Genomic DNA, 18,872 nt, shown 5'->3' on the forward strand with positions numbered 1-18,872 from the left:
TGTGTTGGTGAGGTGAGAGAGATGACGACACTTATGTTTTGGTTGAAAACTTATTGGTATGTACCGCTGGTGGCGCTTGTCGGCGGGTTCTTTTTCTGGCAGCAAACTAAGGCAGCACCAGCACAATCCCAGCTGGCCGTTAGTGTTCACACCACTCGCAGTCATGCATCTAATGTTCATGGTCAGTCGACCACTATAGCGTCCAGTAGGCAAACAAGAAGCAGTACCAGCCGACCAACCCGTGGATTTGTACATATCAAAGGAGCAGTCCAAAAGCCTGGGTTATATCCGGTTCGTGCTGATACGCGTTGGGATGCGGTGGTTAAAGCCGCTGGTGGGCTCACAGACAAAGCTGATATCAGTCAGGTGAATTTAGCCAAGCTAGCGGTGGATCAAGAAAGTCTTCAGATTCCAGAGAAAGGTGGCGCTGTTGCCACCGCGCCAGCTTCAGGGACTGCCAGCACTGGCGGCACTGCTGGCCAAACAAATGCGGCGGCTGGTAGTCGTGCAGTTGTGAATCTAAACACGGCTGATGTTAGCCAACTCCAGACAATCAGCGGCATCGGTCCGAAAAAAGCTGCTGACATTATCAGTTATCGCGATAGTCATGGTGGATTTAAGGATGTGGCCGAATTAAAAGAGGTTCACGGCATTGGCGATAAAACGTTTGAGACTTTAGCACCTCAGCTAACGGTTGGCCCATGAGTGGTCGGTTTATTTTAATGGCAGCAGGTTTGCTTGCTGGTATCTTGATTGGCATTGGGGGATGGTTGCCAGCTTGTTTATTGTTGCTTTGGCTACTCGTTAAAACGACTCGCAATCTGGTCATAGTCGTAAGTTTGGCTATTCTCGTTGGGTTAGGACGTGGCTTGATTGATGCCCAGCAGTGGCGGCAACCGCCTGTTCCCCAAGGATCAATTGTGATCCCTGCGACAGCACTCAAGCTTAAAGAAGGTTACGCAAGTTTTACTGGTCGAGCAGCTAATGGGGTGATTGTTAGTGGTCGCGGCAGCGTCAATCAGGCCGTCGCTGCCCGATTAAAATCAAATAATCAACCACTCGTGCTGCACGGTCAGCATCAAATAAAACGTCTAGCGCCGGCAAGAAATCAGTTTGAGTTTGATTACGCGACTTATGTTTGGCAAACACAGCAGTTAGCCTACGAGTTAGTGAAACCGCAATTGAGTTTCGAGTCAAGGTCGCCACAAAATATAGCAGAGTTAGTTGATGGTTGGCGGGTTCATTTATTTGACTATTTTGAGCAATTGCCAACAAAAGTTCGTCAATATGCAAAAGGCCTATTTCTAGGCCAACTTGATGAAGACTTTTTGACTCAGCGGCAAGCTTTCGTTGACTTAGGGATCTTTCACGTTTTCTCTGTTTCAGGGATGCATCTTTTTGCAATTATTGCCGGTTTATACTGGTTTGCGGCGCGCTTGCGAGTGCCTCAAGGGTTAGTTGATCTGAGTCTAATCGTCCTGCTGCCGTTGTTGTTACTCCTATTGCCACTTGGTGCTGGATTGTGGCGCGCAGTTTGGATGCGATTGGCCGGTATTGTGAATGATCATTTGCAACTTGGTTTCAGCGGGCTTGACTTATTTAGCTTCGTTTTAATGGTTAATTTATTTTGGCAACCGCGGGTTTTGTTAACCATGGGTGGTCAACTAACTTACCTGTTAACCGGTTTATTAGTGGCGCTTCCTGCCATGCGTTCGTGGCAGCTCAACTGGCGACTGGTACTTGCCAGTATGCCAGTGATTGCTTGGCACACGTTCAGCTTCAATATACTGACGGTTCTTTTTAACTGGCTGTTAATGCCGATCTTTGAACTTGGGGTCATGCCAGGGCTTGCGATCGCGTTGCTTTTGCCACACGCCACCTTGACAGCCACTTTTGACGATGGTTTGCAATTGTTGGAAAATGGCTTAGTTAGTTTAAGCCGTGTACCTGGCCAAATAGTCACTGGCGCTTTTCCAAGTTGGTTAGCGCTTATCGGTGTTGTCGTGATGCTGACGGTGATTGTTGCTAAACGCTGGTTGGCGGCGGCTTGCTGGTTTGTGACTGTCTTTGGCTGGTGTTGGTATCAGCCAAATTATCGGGTGGTCATGTTTGATGTTGGACAAGGGGACGCAATTTTGATTGAAACCCCTTTTCATCAAGGTGCTTTGTTGATTGATACTGGTGGGCGAATTTTCGGGAAGACGACCAATCCACCTGTCCGACGAGCCATTGTGCCATATTTGCATGCTCGCGGCTATGCTCGGCTGGATACCTTATTACTGACGCATCCGGATATGGACCATGTTGGCGATGCCCCGTTGCTATCTCAGCTAATGCCAGTCGGTCGACTGATCACCACAGCGACAAGCATTCAGCATCAAATGATTCAAAAAGTTGCCAAGCAAGTGCAACATGTGCAGCTCGTGGCGGCTGATGACTGGTTGCGCATTGGACCCGCTAAATTTCAGGTCGTATCACCGAAAGCGCAGACATCCGGCGATCCTACCAAGACAAACGCCGATTCAATTGTGCTCTATGGTAAAATAGGCAACAGCAGTTGGTTGTTAACTGGCGACGCCGAAAAAGAAGCGGAAGAAAAGAATATCATGCCGCGTCAGCTAACGGCCGATTATTTAAAAGTCGGCCATCATGGTTCGAAAACATCAAGTACCCCGGCATTGATCAATAGCTTGCATTTAAAAGCAGCACTTATTTCCGCCGGTGTCGATAATCGGTATGGTCATCCCCATCCAGAAACCCTTGCAACGTTGGCTGCAGCCCACGTTCCATGGGCTAGCACTAGCGAGCGAGGAATGCTGTGGGTTGAGCCGGGGCAAAACAAACAGGAAGATCAGCTTTTTGGCTGGTTACCAACAAAGGAGCAAAGCAGCAATGCAGGTCCGTGATTTTATCAAACATCTTAAGAATGGCGAACGACCGCCGCTGACATTGATTCTCGGTGAAGAATCCGCATTGCGTCAGCAGGCACAACACGCGATAGCCAGCATGATTCCGGAAGATCAACAGGCTATGAACTTTGGCCGCTATGATATGCAGCAAACGCCTGTTGGTGCAGCCTTGAATGATGCGACCTCGATGCCCTTTTTTGGGGATTATCGGGAAGTCGTTATTGACGATCCGTATTTTTTGACAGGCGAAAAAAATGCCGACAAAGTCGATCATGATCTTGCTGGTTTGCAGGCTTATTTTGAGAACCCAGTACCGTCAACGATGATGGTCATCATCGCGCCTTATAAGAAACTTGATGAACGGAAAAGGTTGACCAAGGCATTGAAAAAGGCGGCGCTCATTGTGAATGCAGCACCGCTTGATGAACGGGAGGCGCGTGCTGCTTTAGCCCAAACATTTAAGAAGCACCAAGTGACCATTGATGCACCGGCATTGGATACCCTTGTGCAGCGCACTAACGGCCAGTATTCGATCATGATGGGTGAGGTTCGCAAACTACTGACCTATGCCAGTGATGGCAGCCCGCTGACCGTTGCAGCGGTCGAAGCCCTAGTACCTAAGCAGCTCAATGATCGGGTGTTTGACTTGGTGACTGATGTTTTGCGCAAAAATGCTGCGGCCGCTTTGGCGCTGTATCGTGATTTATTGGCTCAGCGTGAAGAACCCATTCGTTTGAACGCATTGATGCTAGGCCAGTTTCGACTATTGCTGCAGGTGAAATTATTAGCAAAAAAAGGGTATAGTCAAGGCGATATTGCTGGCACCCTCAAGGCCCATCCATATCGAGTTAAATTAGCCATGCGGCAAGTGGATCGCTTACCTTATCAGCAGCTTGCGACTGCCTACAGTGGCTTGGTTGATACTGAAACAGCAATGAAAACGGGAACTATCGATAAGGCGTTGGCTTTTGAACTATTTATGCTAAAGTACACAGGACAGCAGTCTGGCAAGCATGTGCGCGGTTAAGCAACATCGTGCGGATTGCAAATGATCGTTAGACGCAAAAATCCCCTCGGATAGAAACCCGAGGGGATTTTATTTGGCATGACGCCTTAATTACTTGTTAAGTAGTGCAGAAAGACGACTCTTGTCGCGGCCGGCCTTGTTCTTCTTGATCAGGCCTTTGCTGTTTGCCATGTCGATAGCACGGGCAGCAGCCTTGTAAAGATCCTGACTGTTGTCAGCATTTTGTTCGGTTGCGGTCTTGAACTTCTTAACAGCGGTACGCATTGCGTTCATTTGCGCAATGTTACGTACACGAGCAGCTTCTTGCGTCTTAACGCGCTTGATTGCAGATTTGATTTGTGGCATGAGATGTTCACCTCCAACAGTGGATTATGATAAAACTGCATAAGTTTCAACAGTCGCTATTATACAGAAGGCTTGGGGGCAATGCAATAAAAAGTTGTAAAGGGAAAATGCTTGATAGGCAAAAAGACTTGCAATCATTGGGCAGCTCCGGTAAAGTAAGTAAGTACTTTTGAACCTGATACTTAGTTTAGCGAACCACCGACGCTTTACTCAGTTTCAGGCAATACTCAGAAAGGTGGTACACACAATGGCAATTGAACAAACACAAAAAGATGAAATCATCAAGCAGTATGCACGGCATGATGGGGACACGGGTTCACCCGAAGTCCAAATCGCAGTTTTAACTGCAGAAATTTTGGCCTTGAATGACCATTTGTCCGTTCATAAGAAGGATCATCATAGTTACGTTGGTTTGATGAAGAAGATCGGTCATCGTCGTAACTTGCTTGCATATCTACGTAACAAAGATATTACGCGTTACCGTGATCTGATTAAAGCATTGGGTCTGCGTCGTTAATTTAACTTTGAAAGGTCGCCTTGGCGGCCTTTTTTTGATGGTTACAAACTAGTCTGATTAGAAAGCGGCGTGTGAAAGGCTTTTAAATGTAGTCTGGGAAACGCCATTGTGTTCAAGCCTTTTAGGTGTAGACTATTTGCGACTATGAGCGCGTTATGAAAACCGGAATGCCAGACAAAGGAGTAAGCATCATGGGAGCGGAATACCGTCAACGTTATGAGGATCATTTGTTGAGAATCACGGTTTTAGCAGCGACACATCAGATAACGGTTGTCTTTGCAGCAATGGCTGCTGATCAGTGGGCCGCTGCGGGGATTACTAAAAAAGGAGCAGTGCAGACCGCCGCAGAGGGCATTGCGCTGCCTCTTCAGCAATTAGTGCAGACGATTGCGATTGGCTTAATTGGTAAAACACCAACCTTATCGTTGTTGCCGTCAGAGTTGCAAAAAACGGTAACCACTATTTTACAAAATCGTGAACTGCTAATGACAGCAACGCCGACAGGACTGACGATCATGCCTCAAGTGGCTGGTACAACGGTGGACTTTTGGCTTGCTGGTGATGCCGCGTTTTTAACTGTACCGGATGATCGCTTGCAACCGATAGATTTGAAAGCGTGGGTACAAAATATCCTACCACAAGCTCATGGCATGGGCTTCGGCCCAGTAACCGGGCAAGCAGCGTTGGCGATCCTAGCCAACGACCATGGCAAACATCTAGCAGCTGGTTGCTCATCAGAAGTTGCAGTCGTTTTAATGGCGGATCATGAAGTAGCGGCCTATCATCTTGACGCGGCACAGACGAGTGATGCTGGCTATCAGACAGCCGTTGCAGCGGCCAAACAAAATCACCACGTTGTGCAACGTTTCTTTGAGAATCACGTTTAGAAAGAAACATCTGTACTTAGGCTCATTTGGCATGAAGTCTTTGAAATGCATCCAATTGCGCTCTATAGGTTTTCCTTCCGTCATGTGGTACACTTGTATAAGAATTTATTCGGCGGAAGCGGGTTTGAGTGATCATCATTGCCGCGCTTCCATAAATTAACCACGAGGTGAAACCATGACGAAGATCAATCTGGTCGCTCTTGGTGGGGTACGTGAAAACGGAAAAAACATGTACGCCGTCGAAGTTGACGACCAAATTTTTGTATGCGATTTTGGGTTAAAATACCCTGATAATGAGTTACTTGGCATTGATGTCGTTATCCCTGATTTTAGTTATTTAACTGAAAATGCTGATCGGATTGCCGGGATTTTCCTGAGCCACGGACATGCGGATGCGGTTGGTGCCTTACCATATTTTTTGGTTGAACATCCTGTGCCAGTTTTTGGCTCGGAATTGACGATCGCGATGGCCAAGGTATTCATGCAACATGATGCTCAGGCTAAAAAGTTCAAAGACTTTCATGTGATTGATGAGAAGTCGGTCATTGATTTTGGCGATGTGTCTGTCTCCTTCTTTAGGACAACACATAGTATTCCCGGATCGTTGGGGATCGATATTGAAACCAGCGAAGGTCAGATTGTTTATACCGGTGATTTCAAATTTGATCCCAGTGCCACACCGATGTATCAAACTGATTGGGCGCGCTTGGCACAGATTGGGAATAAAAAGGTATTGGCCTTGCTTTCGGATTCGGCCAATGCGGAATCTCCTTATCCAAATGCTAATGAACATGAAATTTATGATCACATTAAAGAAACATTCGAGTATCAGGATGGCCGGATCATTGTTGCCGGTGTTGCCAGCAACATTCAGCGCATTCAGCAGGTTATTAATGCGGCCGCTTCGCTCGGACGACGCGTCGTTTTGACCGGCCGAGATGTTGAAAAAGTAGTCAAGACTGCGATTCGCATGGACTACATCAAGTTGCCGAATGAGGACGTCCTTGCTAAAACCAAGGAACTCAAAGCGCTTGCCCCAGAAAAAACGGTTATTTTGGAAACTGGTCGTATGGGTGAACCGATGAAGTCCTTGCAACGCATGGCGACTTCTCGGCATCGTTTGATTCACATTCATGAAGGTGATTTAGTCTTTATTACGACCACCATCGCCCATGCAATGGAAACCATGGCAGCACGTACGAAAGACATGATTTATCGTGCTGGCGGAGATGTGAAAGTGCTTGGGGATGATATTCATTCATCTGGCCACGCCTACAAAAACGATCTTCAGCTCATGATCGACTTGTTAAAACCTCAATATCTTGTGCCAGTGCAAGGCGAATACCGTCTGATGGCTGCTCACGCGGAGATTGCGCATGAAGCCGGCATCCCAACTGCCAATATCTTTATTGTTGGAATGGGCGACATTTTACGTTATGAAAAAGGTAAAATGACTGCATCGGGTCATGTCAATGCAGGTAACACCATGATTGACGGGATCGGTGTCGGTGATATTGGCAATATCGTTTTACGAGATCGTAAAATGCTTGCGGAAGACGGCATTTTCATTGCAGTTGTGACGATTGATCGCAAGAAAAAACGCGTCGTATCAAAGCCGAAAGTCACGAGTCGCGGATTCGTTTATCTGAAGACCAGTCGTGATCTGCTTGCCGAAAGCGGCACACTAGTGACTGATACGGTCCAAAAGAACTTGGACAACAAAGAATTCGACTGGACACATTTGAAGCAGGATGTCCGCGATAAACTTAGCCGTTTTCTGTTTGAACAGACGAAACGCCGCCCAGTTATCCTGCCGGTCATTATGGAAGTTAATCAAAATAGCGCCAAGCGCCAATAATCAAAAAGAAAATTCGGATCACCATTTCCGGATTTTTTATTTTTGCAGTGATGACACGCTTTCTACAGCACGACAGGAGGGTTCTTATGGCAAAAATGGTTTCATTACCGGATAATGAAAAACGTCATTTTGACATCGGCGAGCAAGCTTTGCAGAAGGGCAATTATGCTTCGGCAGCGGCTCATTTTGAAAAAGCCTATGAAGCAGATCAATCGTATGCAATTGCCCAACCGTTGGCCGCAAGTTTGAATGGCTTGAAGCAGTTTCACGAAAGCTTAAATGTGATGTTGCCACACTATCAAGCTTTCATGCAGACAGACGCAGACGTTCAGTTAATGTTGGATGCTTGGTTAGGGACACTCAATTTTGTCATGGCACGTGGCATGTTGCGCCATTTTGATGCGGTGCGGCGCGCTACTTTTGACCGACAAATTGACGCTGCCGAGGCACTTGCTTTAAGTAGCCATGGTGAACAGATTGCTTCATTGGTGCGAAAAATCAGCCATCTCGGCGGCTTTTCGCGGCAGGAGCAGCAAGATTTGTTCAGCCAAATTGGCATTTTGCCAAAAGCGGCGTTAGTTGAAGCAGCTGTGCCTAATTTGGCCGATCAAACGGTTCCTGTTGCGATGCGCGTGTCTTTGCTAGATTTGTTGACAAGTATCAGTTATAACCAACCTGTCAGATATCAGGCATATGACCGCATTGAAACCCTTGTGCCAAATGAGTTGCCTGGAATGGCGGAGGAAAAAAGCGGACCGGCCATTTTGACGCAGTTGCAAGCTGCCTTGGGCGATGATGATCAGGAACTAGGGACGGCATTGGTTCAGATGGCGCGGGTGCAAATTGCCTTTCTCTATCCCGATATTGACCGTCTGATTCCAGATCCAGCTGCATTCGTCCAAGCTTATTTGGATCATCACCAAGGTAAAAGCACGGTATTTGATCAACTTTTTGCATGGCAGACCGCCGAAACGGCAAAATTGTCGGAACAGGCGTAACGATACGTTTTCACTGTAAATGAAAGAAACTTGACGCTATCTGTTTACAAAGTGAAATTGACCATGTATACTCATTGCTGGAATTCATTTCCAGCGTAGATATTTGTTTTGGTATTTACGCTCAAATGTAGTACACTTAAACGTAAAGGATTATCAGGGTACACAAGGTATCCTGTATTCTTACGAAAAATACAGGAGGTTCGTTTTTTCATGGCTGAAAAAGAACACTATGAACGCACAAAGCCCCACGTAAACATTGGTACGATCGGGCACGTTGACCACGGTAAGACTACTTTGACCGCGGCTATCACTAAGGTATTGTCAGAAAAGGGCCTTGCCAAAGCGCAAGACTACGCTTCTATCGATGCTGCTCCAGAAGAAAAGGAACGTGGCATCACAATCAACACCGCCCACGTTGAATATGAAACCGAAAAGCGCCACTACGCACATATTGATGCGCCAGGGCATGCTGACTACGTTAAGAACATGATCACCGGTGCTGCACAGATGGATGGTGCGATCTTGGTTGTTGCGGCAACTGATGGCCCAATGCCACAGACCCGTGAGCATATCTTGTTGGCTCGTCAGGTCGGCGTTGATTACATCGTTGTTTTCCTGAACAAGACAGACTTGGTTGACGATCCAGAATTGATCGACTTGGTTGAAATGGAAGTCCGGGAACTGCTCAGCGAATACGATTATCCTGGTGATGATATTCCTGTTATCCGTGGTTCTGCTCTGAAGGCCCTTGAAGGCGATCCAGAACAGGAAAAGGTTATCATGGAATTGATGGATACCATCGATGAATATATCCCAACACCTGTTCGTGAAACAGACAAGCCTTTCTTGATGCCTGTTGAAGATGTCTTCACCATCACTGGTCGTGGTACAGTTGCTTCTGGCCGTATCGATCGTGGGACGGTTAAGATTGGTGACGAAGTTGAAATCATCGGCTTGAAGCCAGATGTTATCAAGTCTACCGTTACTGGTCTTGAAATGTTCCGTAAGACCTTGGATCTTGGTGAAGCCGGCGATAACGTTGGTGTCTTGCTTCGTGGTGTTAACCGCGAACAAGTTGAACGTGGCCAAGTTTTGGCAAAGCCAGGTTCAATCCAATTGCACAACAAGTTCAAGGGTGAAGTTTATATCTTGACAAAAGAAGAAGGTGGCCGTCATACGCCATTCTTCTCAAACTATCGTCCGCAGTTCTACTTCCACACCACTGATGTTACCGGTGTGATTGAATTGCCAGATGGCGTTGAAATGGTTATGCCTGGCGATAACGTTACTTTCGAAGTTGACCTGATTGCTCCGGTTGCTATCGAAAAAGGTACCAAGTTCACCGTCCGTGAAGGCGGCCGTACTGTTGGTGCCGGCGTTGTTTCCGAAATCCTTGACTAATTTCTGAATATACGCATGAACCCGCAAGCTTGCTTGCGGGTTTTTTCGTGCAGAAGCGCCTGAGCAGGCTCGGTTTCTGGGCCTTCTCACGCGCTTGTGCAATGTAAGGTCATCCAGGCCCATGACTGAGTACCGCTAGATCCAAATTCAAAGCTGAACCAAGCCACTAGGCGAAACGCGATCAAAAACACAAATATGGTCATTTATCCTGACTGATCAAGCCTCCAGTCAACCGCGGTCAACGCCGGCACTGGACCTTCACTAGCATACGATGAGTGACCAAGCTTTTTCATCGCCAAAACATGACGACTGTTATATGATAGATGTTCACGAAAAGACAGAGCGTGAGCTGGTGTGTTCAGAAATCGGAGCATAAGCGGCCTGGGTCATGACACTCAAGGTACTTATGGGCAGGTATTCGCACCAGTGAGCACATTTAAGGAGGAGCCACCTATGAAACGATCCACCACATGGCGCATGTTGGTGTTTTTCTGGCGTCAACTTGCGGATATGAAGCGTCAATTGATTCGAATTATAGTGGCGCTAGTGGGCGTTGCCGGTGCACAATATGCGATTCCACGCCTGTCACAGTATGTCATTGACCGCGTGATCCCGAGCCGGGCTGTCTCAACACTGGTGCTCACAATTTTCCTGGCTTTAGGCCTGACTGCTTTGGCTGGCTTGCTGAATGCGCTCAGCACATATTGGATTGGACAGGTTAGTTTAAGCGCGATCGCCCGTATGCGTGACGCTTTATTTCGGCATACGTTGGGACTTGACATGCATTATTTCGAGACAAGTAAAACCGGGGACTTAATGGTGGTTTTAACCAGTGATGTCAACACCTTGCAGCGTTTAATCTCAAGCAATACCTTGGGCCTGTTCGGAAGTATGCTGAGTTTTTTTGTCGTGCTGGTGTTGATGCTGATTCAAAACTGGCAGCTCACAGCGCTGATTTTGCTCACGTTTCCTGTTTTGTTCGTTTTGAATAATATTTTTGTGCGCCGAATTCGCGCTGCTTATCGGCGGGTGCGGACCAGTTCGGGTGTGATGAATAACCAAATTCAACAAGCTTTGACGAGCATTGGGCTTATCAAGAGTTTCACAACTGAAAAAGCAACCGCGAATACCTTTGAAAACGTTAATGAGCAGAACCGCGATAATCAACTGACAGCAACACGTCTTGGAGCAACTTTTTCGCCGATCACTGACTTCGTTAACTATCTTGGTACGGCGATCATTTTAGGATTTGGTGCATTTCAGGTAATGCATGGGCAATTCACAGTCGGGCTAATTGTCGCCTATACAGCTTATCTGGGTATTCTTCAAGCACCGATTCGCCAAGTGACCGGCTTGATTCAACAATTGCAGCAAGCAACGGTTTCTTTTGAGCGGATTGAAACATTGCAGGCGGCGGTGCCGCGGGTGGTATCTCCGCCAAATGCGATCAAGTTAGCGCGTTTTCATGATCGCATTCAATTCGATCACGTCGGCTTTAGCTATGATCCGTCAGTACCTGTGCTTAAGAATATTGATTTTTCACTTGCTAAAGAACAGGTGATTGCATTGGTCGGATCTTCAGGTGCAGGGAAGACGACCATTACGAACTTGCTGGATCGATTTTATGATCCGACAGAAGGGAAAATTACGCTTGATGGGGTCGATCTTCGCCAAGCTGACTTAGAGAGCTTGCGGCAACAGATTGCGATTGTTTCGCAAGATGTGATTCTATTGGATGGTACGATCAAGGAGAATCTTGAATACGGTACACCAAATGCTAGTGAAGCGGCTATTTGGCAAGCCGCCGAAGCCGCCAACATTGCAACGTTTATTCGCGAATTGCCTGATGGTCTTGCCACTCAAGTTGGTGAACGGGGGATTCGTTTATCAGGCGGTCAAAAGCAGCGAATTGCCATTGCTAGAGTCTTTTTGAAAAATGCGCCAATTGTTATTTTGGATGAAGCCACGGCTGCCCTAGACAATGAGTCAGAGCGATTTGTGCAGGCTAGTTTTGATCGGTTGATGGCGGATCGTACGTCATTAGTGATCGCCCACCGTCTGTCAACCGTCCGGCATGCGGACAATATTCTCGTACTGGAACATGGCGAGATTGTCGAATCTGGTACGCATGACCAACTGATGGCGCAAAACGGTCGTTATAAAGAACTTTATGATTTGCAATTTACTTGATAATTGCAGTTAGCTGGAAAGCTTAAAAATCGGAATCTATCGCTTCAAAGCTCTCAGGGCGGGGGAATGTGAAAAAAAGCGACGCTGATGTCGCCTTTTTTGGCCACAACATTTACATTCAAGTGGGTTTCGGGTATCATACATTAAGTATGCAATGTGAAATTGCGAGACTAATTGTCGGAGGTACAGCATGTCTGCAAAATGGGAAAAAAAGGGCACCAATGATGGTGAGCTCACCTTTGAAATCGATTTACCACAAATTCAACAAGGTTTAGACCAAGCGTTTCAACGTGTTCGCAAGAACTTGACGGTTCCTGGGTTCCGTAAAGGCAAAGTTAGCCGCACCGTGTTCAAACGGATGTATGGCGACGCTGCACTTTATGAAGATGCTTTGAACATCTTGCTGCCAGACGCTTATGAAGCAGCCGTTAAGGAATCCGGTATTGATCCGGTTGACCAGCCGCAAATCAACGTTGATTCTATGGACGAAGGCAAACCTTGGGTCATCAAGGCAACCGTTACGGTTAAGCCAGAAGTCACACTTGGCCAGTATAAGGGTCTTGAAGTGCCAAAGCAGGACGTTGAAGTTTCTGCAAAGGATATTGACGCTGAATTGGAAAAGCGTCGCGAACAGCAGGCTGAACTCGTTGTTAAAGACGACAAAGCAGCTGAAAATGGCGATACCGTTGTGATCGACTATGTCGGGACAATTGACGGGACGGAATTTGACGGCGGCTCTTCCAAGAACTATAGCTTGGAATTAGGGTCAAACTCATTCATTCCTGGCTTTGAAGAACAACTTGTTGGTCACAAATCTGGTGATGAAGTGACCGTTAATGTCACCTTCCCAGAAGACTACAAGGCAGCTGATTTAGCTGGTAAAGCAGCCGAATTCAAGACCACGATCCATGAAGTCAAAGTTAAGGAATTGCCTGCATTGGATGACGACTTTGCGAAGGATCTTGATGATGATGTTGATACCCTTGATGAATTGAAAGCAAAAATCAAGAAGGAATTGACCGATCAGCGTGAGGAAGCTGCAAAGAATGCCGTTCAGGAAGCTGCCATCAAGGAAGCTACTGACAATGCGACGATCAAAGAAGTGCCAAATGCGATGATCGAGCAAGAAGTGCATAATCAGATGGATCAATATCTTGGCAACATGCAACGCCAAGGGATCTCACCAAAAATGTACTATCAATTAACTGGTACATCAGAGGATGATTTGCACAAGCAGTTTGAGGCTGATGCAGCTACGCGTGTTCGGACAAACTTAGTCCTTGAAGCCATCGTGAAGGCCGAAGATATTCAGCCAACCGAAGACCAAGTGAACGAAGAAGTCAAAAACTTGGCTTCTGAATACAACATGGACGAAAAGGCCGTTCGTAAGGCTTTGAGTGAAGATATGCTCAAACATGATATTGGTGTCAAACAAGCCATTGATATCATCACGGACAGTGCAAAAGAAGTCGAATCAGCTAAAGATGATGCTGACAAAGAAGCCTCTGACGCCAAGGCTGACAAATAGTTTGCCGTTTCCACGTAAAAGAGACGATCCCCGATCGTCTCTTTTGTTGTATGAACGCGTTTTTAGCGTATACTTGACGTTATTCTTTTAGCAGAAAGAAAGGCAAGTTATTTGACAAAACGGTGGGTGTGCTTCCGCTAGTCGGCACTTGACGCTTCTGTTAGAATGAAGGTATCAAGAAAGGGTTGAATCAGATGTTTGACAACGTCGAAACGACGGGTCCAGTTACTTGTTCTTTTTGTGGCAAGTCACAGGATCAAGTGAAGAAAATCGTTGCTGGCCCTGGGGTTTATATTTGTAATGAATGCATTGACCTCTGCAAAGAGATCATTGATGAAGAATTTAAAGAAGAAGCCTATCAGAATCTGCTTGAAGTGCCTAAGCCAGTCGAGATCATGAAGACGCTCAATGAGTATGTCATTGGTCAAGATGCCGCGAAGAAAGCTTTGTCGGTTGCGGTTTATAATCATTATAAACGAGTTAACCAAATGCAGACTGCAACGAAAGATGACACCGAACTGCAGAAAAGTAATATTGCGTTGATCGGGCCAACTGGTTCCGGTAAGACTTTCCTTGCCCAGACATTGGCCAAAATTTTGAACGTGCCATTTGCAATTGCCGATGCCACCACACTGACCGAGGCTGGTTATGTGGGGGAAGATGTTGAAAACATCTTGCTTAAATTGCTTCAAAATGCAGACTATGATGTTGAGCGTGCTGAAAAAGGGATCGTCTATATTGACGAAATCGATAAGATCGCTAAGAAGGCAGAAAATGTTTCCATTACCCGTGATGTTTCGGGTGAAGGGGTTCAGCAAGCCTTATTGAAGATCTTAGAAGGCACGATTGCCAACGTACCGCCGCAGGGTGGCCGAAAGCATCCGCAGCAAGAGTTCATCCAGATCGATACCACTAACATTCTCTTTATTGTTGGCGGTGCTTTTGATGGTATCGAAAACATCGTCAAGAACCGGATTGGTGAAAAGACGATCGGGTTTGGAACGGATTCAAACGAGCAAGTTGATCCGGATAAGTCACTGATGCAGCAAATTATTCCAGAAGATTTGATGCAATTCGGGATTATTCCAGAATTCATTGGCCGTATTCCGATTTTAGCCGCGCTTGAGAAGTTGAATGAAGACGATCTGGTACGGATTTTGACCGAACCGAAGAACGCCTTGGTCAAGCAGTATCAAAAGCTGCTGAGCTTGGATGATACCGACTTGGAATTCACCCCGAATGCTTTAAAGGCGATTGCCCATCAGGCAATTGTGCGCGACACTGGCGCCCGTGGTTTGCGGTCCATTATGGAAGCCATCATGCAGGATACCATGTTTGACTTACCAAGCCGCAGCGATGTTGACAAAGTTGTCGTGACCAAGTCAGCTGTTGAAGGTAAGGCTAAGCCACAACTGGTCTTAACCAAGGGCCGTGAAGCTTCTTAAAACGCAACTGTCATGAAAGCATCAAGCGAAAAGCTTGGTGCTTTTTTTTGACTATTAAAAAATTCTTTTGAGGTTAGCCACGGCCGTGTTTGCGGATAAGGTGTCACCCGAATCACGACCGGTTTCTCCGGCGAGGCTGCGTAAAATATGCTAAACTATTTGAAGCGGTGTTGTGTTTAGACATCACGTTGAGGTAAAGCCAAGAGGAGGCCGTTTGAGATGGACGTGCATGACGTCAAATTAACTATTAGTGCGGTTGCGGCCGCTCAGTATCCCGAGGACGGTCATCCAGAGATCGCTTTTTTGGGCCGCAGTAATGTCGGCAAGTCATCACTGATCAATAAACTGATTCAGCGCAAAGCCATGGCACGCACTTCTGGTGTGCCAGGTAAAACGCAGACATTGAATTTCTATGATCTTGATAGTCGACTCTTTTTTGTTGATGTACCCGGATATGGATATGCTAAGGTCAGCAAAACCGCACGAGCGAAGTTCGCCGCCATGATTGAGACTTATCTGACGACGCGGCAACCATTGCGCGGTGTTGTTTTGCTGGTCGACAGTCGGCATGAGCCTACTGCTGATGACATCAGTATGTATCAGTATTTAAAATATTATCAGCTCAGAACACTGGTAGTGGCCACCAAAATTGATAAGACGCCAAAAAGTAAACGGCTGCATGTGGCCAAACAGATCAAACAGCGACTTGATTTGAATCAGACCGACGATGTGATTCTATTTTCGGCAACAACTGGTGAAGGTTATGAGGCTGTCTGGTCTTGGCTTGAACAAACGGCTGGCTTGGAGGGAAGATAAAGCATGAATTTCAATGACTATCAGCAAAAAGCAAATCGCACCTTAGCTGGCAATGAACACGTTTTGACTAACCTGTCATTAGGGTTGGCAAGTGAAAGCGGCGAAGCGATCGATTTAATCAAGAAATATACATTTCAGGGACAGGATCTTGATAAAGTCAAGCTGCAACATGAGCTAGGCGATGTGTTGTGGTATTTATCACAGATTGCTTTGTGGGCAGACATTGATTTTGATGATGTTGCAACGAGTAACCTTCAGGAATTGGCGAAACGCTACCCACAAGCCAAAAAATAATCGGTTTCTAGGTATGAAAAAAGCGAAGTGCGTGGGCACTTCGCTATTTCTTTGCTTCTTTTTCTGTTTTTTCTTTGGCTTTCTTGGCCAACTTGTCGTGGTGTTTTGGATCTGGCCCGGTTGCGTTCTCCTTATCACCAGGCAGACTGGCAAACTTATCGAACATGTCATTCAGGTTGGTTTGTGTGTTGATTTTCAGTGCCATGCACGCCACCCCTTTCCTTGCTGAAAGTATAGCATCAACACTGGGGCGCGTCTAGGTAAGTTGCCTGAACAAAAAAATCCGGAAAAATATGAATGCATATTGCATAAAAATCAATTTAAGTGTATAGTACACTCTTGTAATCAAGGAGGGTATTATGAAGCATTTGAGACGCTGGTTGATCGCTTTAGTCGCTGTTTTTGCGGCTGTTGTGACATTGAATATGCAAACGGTCCATGCTGATGACAGCTTGGCCAAGGTTCAACAAAAAGGTACGTTGGTGATGGGCACGAGCCCTGATTATGCGCCGTATGAATTTTTAGTCAACAAGAATGGCAAGAATCAAGTTGTTGGCATGGATGTTGAAGTTGCGCGTAAGATTGCCAAGGATCTGGGTGTAAAGCTGGTCATTAAACAGATGAACTTTAACTCACTTCTGGTCGCCTTGCAAACGGGTAAGGTCGACATGGTGTTGGCGGCGATGTCACCGACGAATGCCCGACGGAAGTCAGTTGACTTTTCAAATACGTACTACAAGTCTGGACAAGACATTTTGGTCAACAAAACGGATGCTAAGATCTACAAAGATCATAAAAGTTTTGCGAACAAGAAAGTCGGCGTCCAGAATGGCAGCTTGCAAGAGACGTTAGCGAAAACACAGATGAAGACGAGTTCCACATTGGGCTTGACTAAGGTCACCGACCTGATTTTGGCGTTGAAGACACATAAGGTAACTGGTGTTGTCGCTGAAGGTGCGGTAGCGAAGGCTTACACGTCAAATGATGATTCGTTAGTTGAGATTCCCGGTCACTTCAACTTATCAAGCGACACAGTCGGTACCGCGATAGGGTTTGCTAAGAACTCTGATTCATTAGTGGCAGCCGCCAACAAGAGCTTGGCAGAGATTAAGCAAAAAGGTTTAATTAACCAGTATCTCAAAACTGCTGGCAGTTACATGAAAACCAATACTGAAGATACCAGTATGATCCATTACTGGACCTACTTCCTAAAAGGGGTCGAGTATACGCTGTTGATTAGTGCTATCGGTGCTTTCTTCGGGGTTCTACTCGGCACGATCTTCGCCTTGCTGCGGTTGAGCAAGAATAAACTGTCACATTTGATAGGTGTGTCATACATTGAGTTCGTTCGTGGCACTCCGCTGATGATTCAAGTCATGTTTGTCTATTTCGGTATAGGGATCTTCATTGATATTCCTGCGCTAATTGCAGGGTTGATTGCTGTTTCCTTGAACTCGGCGGCGTATGTGGCTGAAATCATCCGTAGCGGGATCGATAGCATTCCAGTGGGGCAAACAGAAGCTGCCCGTTCGCTCGGCCTGTCAGAGCGGCAGACGATGATAAGCGTTGTTTTACCACAAGCAATCAAGAATATTTGGCCAGCGCTTGGTAACGAATTTATCTCCTTGATTAAGGAAAGCTCGATTGTTTCCATTATCGGGGTTACCGATCTGATTTATCAGTTAACGGTTGTCCAAACCGCGACATACAAGGGAGTTCAACCAATCCTTGTCGCGATGGTCCTCTACTTTGTTCTGACATTCGGGCTGTCCAAGCTCTTGAGTCATTTTGAAAGGAAGATGAATCATGCAGCATAAACCTTTAATCCAAATCAATCACCTCACCAAAAAGTTTGGCGACAATGTTGTTTTGAACGATATCACCGAAACCATTGACAAAGGCGATGTGATCGTTGTTATCGGTGCTTCCGGTGGGGGGAAAAGTACCTTCCTGCGTAGCCTGAATTTACTGAATCGACCAACAAAAGGGGAAATCCTTTTTGAAGGTACTGATTTAGTTGGTTTGAGCGAGAAAGAGCTGGATAATGTCCGAGAAAAAATGGGAATGGTGTTCCAAAGTTTTAATTTGTTCCCCAATATGACAGTTTTGGAAAACATTAAACTCGCACCACTTAAAGTCAAAGCTGTGACCGATGAAGAAGCAACCAAAACAGCCAAAGAAATCTTGGATCAAGTTGGCTTAGCCGAAAAGGCAGATGCTTATCCATCCAGTCTTTCCGGTGGTCAGCAACAGCGTGTCGCCATTGCTCGTGCATTAGCGATGCATCCTGATGTCATGCTGTTTGATGAACCAACCAGTGCCTTGGATCCTGAAATGGTTGGCGAAGTTCTGAAAGTTATGCAGGATTTGGCTAAAACCGGGATGACCATGGTTGTTGTGACCCACGAAATGGGCTTCGCCCGTAGTGTGGCCGATGAAGTATGGTTTATGGATGGCGGCAAAATCCTTGAAAAGGGAACGCCGGAACAACTGTTCGAACACCCGCAAGAAGAACGGACACAAGACTTCCTATCCAAGATTCTTGCCCAATAAGCAAAAACACCTCAACCAGCAGCTGGTAAGCGGCACTGGTTGAGGTGTTTTTGGTGTGAAGTGACCATTGCTAAATTGGGGCAGTCATGCCGTCACTGATCAAA

17 protein-coding genes are annotated in these 18,872 nt (G+C 46.4%); 15 read left to right on the plus strand and 2 right to left on the minus strand.

The genetic code is table 11. From position 1 onward, the window contains the following. The first annotated feature begins 21 nt into the window (after positions 1–21). The 3 genes from AC07KQ_RS06665 to holA are packed head-to-tail and all read left to right on the plus strand — an operon-like array spanning position 22 to position 3,936. On the plus strand, positions 22–705 hold the full coding sequence (locus tag AC07KQ_RS06665) for a helix-hairpin-helix domain-containing protein (protein WP_013245698.1): 684 nt from the start codon (positions 22–24) through the stop codon (positions 703–705). Beyond that, complete coding sequence (locus AC07KQ_RS06670) at positions 702–2,906, plus strand: ComEC/Rec2 family competence protein (RefSeq protein ID WP_016386566.1); 2,205 nt, start codon at positions 702–704, stop codon at positions 2,904–2,906. The genes AC07KQ_RS06665 and AC07KQ_RS06670 overlap by 4 nt, the downstream gene beginning before the upstream one ends. Further along, positions 2,893–3,936 (plus strand): DNA polymerase III subunit delta, encoded by a 1,044-nt coding sequence (holA, locus tag AC07KQ_RS06675; protein ID WP_003587824.1) that lies wholly within the window; start codon positions 2,893–2,895, stop codon positions 3,934–3,936. The genes AC07KQ_RS06670 and holA overlap by 14 nt, the downstream gene beginning before the upstream one ends. 90 nt (positions 3,937–4,026) lie before the next feature. Here the strand turns inward: holA and rpsT are convergent, their stop codons facing one another. After that, positions 4,027–4,281 carry a 30S ribosomal protein S20 gene (gene rpsT / locus AC07KQ_RS06680; protein ID WP_003565265.1) on the minus strand — a complete coding sequence of 85 codons (255 nt, stop codon included), beginning with the start codon at positions 4,279–4,281 and terminating at the stop codon, positions 4,027–4,029. A gap of 247 nt (positions 4,282–4,528) precedes the next feature. On the opposite strand from rpsT, the gene rpsO reads away from it, so the two are divergent. The 10 genes from rpsO (at position 4,529) to AC07KQ_RS06730 (ending at position 16,215) form a co-directional block, all read left to right on the plus strand. Next, complete coding sequence (rpsO, locus tag AC07KQ_RS06685; RefSeq protein ID WP_003565267.1) at positions 4,529–4,798, plus strand: 30S ribosomal protein S15; 270 nt, start codon at positions 4,529–4,531, stop codon at positions 4,796–4,798. Between the two features lie 191 nt (positions 4,799–4,989). Beyond that, positions 4,990–5,685 carry a hypothetical protein gene (locus AC07KQ_RS06690; protein WP_013245700.1) on the plus strand — a complete coding sequence of 232 codons (696 nt, stop codon included), beginning with the start codon at positions 4,990–4,992 and terminating at the stop codon, positions 5,683–5,685. A 175-nt stretch (positions 5,686–5,860) separates the two neighbouring features. Beyond that, positions 5,861–7,543: a ribonuclease J gene (locus tag AC07KQ_RS06695; protein ID WP_003565271.1), complete on the plus strand. Its 1,683-nt coding sequence runs from the start codon at positions 5,861–5,863 to the stop codon at positions 7,541–7,543. Positions 7,544–7,629: 86 nt separating this feature from the next. Continuing rightward, the gene (locus AC07KQ_RS06700) at positions 7,630–8,541 is read left to right on the plus strand and encodes a hypothetical protein (RefSeq protein ID WP_003579029.1); all 912 of its coding nucleotides are present in this window, start codon (positions 7,630–7,632) and stop codon (positions 8,539–8,541) included. 210 nt (positions 8,542–8,751) lie between these two features. Beyond that, positions 8,752–9,942 (plus strand): elongation factor Tu, encoded by a 1,191-nt coding sequence (gene tuf / locus AC07KQ_RS06705; protein WP_003565275.1) that lies wholly within the window; start codon positions 8,752–8,754, stop codon positions 9,940–9,942. Positions 9,943–10,395: 453 nt separating this feature from the next. Then, entirely contained in the window at positions 10,396–12,132 is a 1,737-nt protein-coding gene (locus AC07KQ_RS06710) for an ABC transporter ATP-binding protein (protein ID WP_003565277.1), read from the plus strand. A 190-nt stretch (positions 12,133–12,322) separates the two neighbouring features. Next, positions 12,323–13,660: a trigger factor gene (gene tig / locus AC07KQ_RS06715; RefSeq protein WP_003565279.1), complete on the plus strand. Its 1,338-nt coding sequence runs from the start codon at positions 12,323–12,325 to the stop codon at positions 13,658–13,660. Between the two features lie 194 nt (positions 13,661–13,854). Further along, a complete protein-coding gene (clpX, locus tag AC07KQ_RS06720) occupies positions 13,855–15,105 on the plus strand; it encodes an ATP-dependent Clp protease ATP-binding subunit ClpX (protein ID WP_003565281.1) in 1,251 nt (416 codons plus the stop codon). Positions 15,106–15,324: 219 nt separating this feature from the next. Continuing rightward, the gene (yihA, locus tag AC07KQ_RS06725; RefSeq protein WP_003565283.1) at positions 15,325–15,921 is read left to right on the plus strand and encodes a ribosome biogenesis GTP-binding protein YihA/YsxC; all 597 of its coding nucleotides are present in this window, start codon (positions 15,325–15,327) and stop codon (positions 15,919–15,921) included. Positions 15,922–15,924: 3 nt separating this feature from the next. Further along, positions 15,925–16,215, plus strand: a complete 291-nt coding sequence (locus AC07KQ_RS06730) for a nucleoside triphosphate pyrophosphohydrolase family protein (RefSeq protein WP_003565285.1) — start codon at positions 15,925–15,927, stop codon at positions 16,213–16,215. 43 nt (positions 16,216–16,258) lie between these two features. Here the strand turns inward: AC07KQ_RS06730 and AC07KQ_RS06735 are convergent, their stop codons facing one another. After that, complete coding sequence (locus AC07KQ_RS06735) at positions 16,259–16,420, minus strand: SPJ_0845 family protein (protein WP_003565287.1); 162 nt, start codon at positions 16,418–16,420, stop codon at positions 16,259–16,261. 154 nt (positions 16,421–16,574) lie between these two features. Between AC07KQ_RS06735 and AC07KQ_RS06740 the strand changes: the two genes are divergently transcribed. Together AC07KQ_RS06740 and AC07KQ_RS06745 are read left to right on the plus strand one after the other, a co-directional pair. Beyond that, positions 16,575–18,032: an ABC transporter substrate-binding protein/permease gene (locus AC07KQ_RS06740; RefSeq protein WP_013245706.1), complete on the plus strand. Its 1,458-nt coding sequence runs from the start codon at positions 16,575–16,577 to the stop codon at positions 18,030–18,032. Continuing rightward, a complete protein-coding gene (locus AC07KQ_RS06745; protein WP_003565291.1) occupies positions 18,022–18,768 on the plus strand; it encodes an amino acid ABC transporter ATP-binding protein in 747 nt (248 codons plus the stop codon). Before AC07KQ_RS06740 ends, AC07KQ_RS06745 begins: the two co-directional genes overlap by 11 nt. The last annotated feature ends 104 nt before the right edge of the window (positions 18,769–18,872 follow it).

The sequence above is a fragment of the Lacticaseibacillus sp. YLM2-1 genome, from assembly GCF_056583465.1.